Source organism: Pseudoalteromonas neustonica (assembly GCF_001653135.1).
Classification (GTDB): Bacteria; Pseudomonadota; Gammaproteobacteria; order Enterobacterales; family Alteromonadaceae; genus Pseudoalteromonas; species Pseudoalteromonas neustonica.
The window spans coordinates 1-1362 of the sequence record NZ_BDDS01000060.1 but is presented as its reverse complement, the minus strand read 5'-3'; the positions used below and the strand labels follow the sequence as shown (position 1 = coordinate 1362).

Sequence of the window (1362 nt, the reverse complement as noted above, 5' to 3'; positions counted from 1 at the left end):
AACGTCAAATTCTGTTAAATTGCGAACATGAAAATTGATGCACACTTACTTCCTGACGACCTAGAACAACTCAAGCGCATGGTGCTTGAGTTGCAACAAGTCGTTGCTGAAAAAGATGCGCAAATTCACGAATTACTGCAAGCTTATAACGCGAAGCTTGCCAAAGAGTACGCGAAGAAATCTGAAAAGATGCCGGGTGCTGGAGAGCTCTTCAATGAAGTAGAAGACATTCTTGATGAACATGATAAAGCGCTATTGGCCACATCGCCCTTAGTAAAGAAAGAAAAAGCCAAACCGAAACGCCGGCCACTGCCAGCACAGTTACCACGAGTCGAGGTGGTTGTTGACCTTGATGAGGATGAAAAAGTGTGTGATTGCTGTCAAAGCCCACTTCACAAAATGGGTGAAAGCAGCAGTGAAACACTCGAATTTGTGCCAGCGCATATCAAGGTTATCAAAACTATTCGCCCTAAATATACGTGCCGTCACTGTGAGCGTGAAGGGATTGAAAGTGTAGTAAAAACCGCCCTAATGCCCGCAACAGCCATTCCAAAAAGCATCGCCACCCCCAGTTTGCTGAGCCAAATAATCATGTGTAAATACCAGTTTGGCTTGCCGCTTTATCGCCAAGAAACGTTATTTTCTGATATCGGTATTGAGTTGAGCAGGCAAACCATGTCGAGCTGGATGTTACGCTGTGCTGAATTGTTGTCACCGCTCTATCAGCGCTTAAAAGAAATCTTGTTATCTCAAGCGGTTATTCATGGCGATGAAACCTCGTTAAACGTTATTAACGCAGAGAAAGCAACCAGCTATATGTGGCTGTACTGTTGTGGCGATGATAAGCCGGGTAAAGGCACTAATATTGTCCTGTTTGATTATCATAATAGTCGCGCGGCCCACTGTGTAGTTGATTTTCTTGACGGTTATCAAGGCTACATGCACGTTGACGGCTACAAAGCATACGAGCAAACGAAGGCAACACTGGTTGCATGTCTAGCCCATATACGCCGTAAGTTCATCGAGGCCAAAGGTAATAATAAAAAAACCGTTAAAGCGGATGTAGCACTTAACCTTATTCGCAAACTCTATGGTATTGAGCAAGCCATCAAAGGTAAATCGGTCAGTGAAAAATTCACCGTTAGGCAGCAAAAAGCCAAACCAATCGTTGATGAATTGTATCAATGGTTACTCAAACACAAAGATAAAATCCCTCCCAAAATGGCGCTAGGGAAAGCAATTACCTATGCGATAAACCAGTTTGAGAAATTCAGGCGTTACCTCGATGATGGCAGGCTCAGTATTGATAATAACCGAGCAGAGCGAGCCATAAAACCGTTCGTAATAGGGCGGAAAAACTGG

The 1362-nt window shown here is 43.9% G+C and carries 1 protein-coding gene; it reads left to right on the top strand.

All coding sequences use genetic code 11. The features are described from left to right. Positions 1-27: 27 nt before the first annotated feature. The coding region (gene tnpC, locus A7967_RS22075; RefSeq protein WP_064436121.1) for an IS66 family transposase at positions 28-1362 on the top strand (1335 nt) is incomplete at its 3' end.